This is a genomic window from Isoptericola croceus, from assembly GCF_029382255.1.
Taxonomy (GTDB): Bacteria; Actinomycetota; Actinomycetes; order Actinomycetales; family Cellulomonadaceae; genus Isoptericola; species Isoptericola croceus.
Genome location: NZ_JARLLG010000092.1, coordinates 1 through 292 on the forward strand (window position 1 = coordinate 1; position 292 = coordinate 292).

Sequence of the window (292 nt, forward strand, 5' to 3'; positions counted from 1 at the left end):
CCTGATGCTCCGGGGGATGCCCTGCCATGTCAGCTTCCGCCCGTTCCCGCCCACCTCCAGGCTGTAGCAGAAGTTCCGGGCCTCGCTGTCCTCGCCCATGAACCTCAGGAACGCCATGTACACTGGTGCCATCCCCAGCAGGAATGCCTCAAAATGCAGGCAGAAGTGCTGTCCAAAACACTTGAAAACCGTCAGCATCCATGTAGCGTTTTCCACTTCATAAGGGTTGGACTTCACCCCTGCCATGTCAGCTTCCGCCCGTTCCCGCCCACCTCCAGGCTGTAGCAGAAGT

Annotated in this window: 1 protein-coding gene; it reads right to left on the bottom strand. The window is 58.9% G+C overall.

Annotation, left to right across the window (positions count from 1 at the left end; all coding sequences use genetic code 11):
* Nucleotides 1–246: hypothetical protein (locus tag PZC42_RS24400; RefSeq protein ID WP_277213985.1), on the bottom strand; the 246-nt coding region annotated here is incomplete at its 3' end.
* Between the last annotated feature and the right edge of the window lie 46 nt (nt 247–292).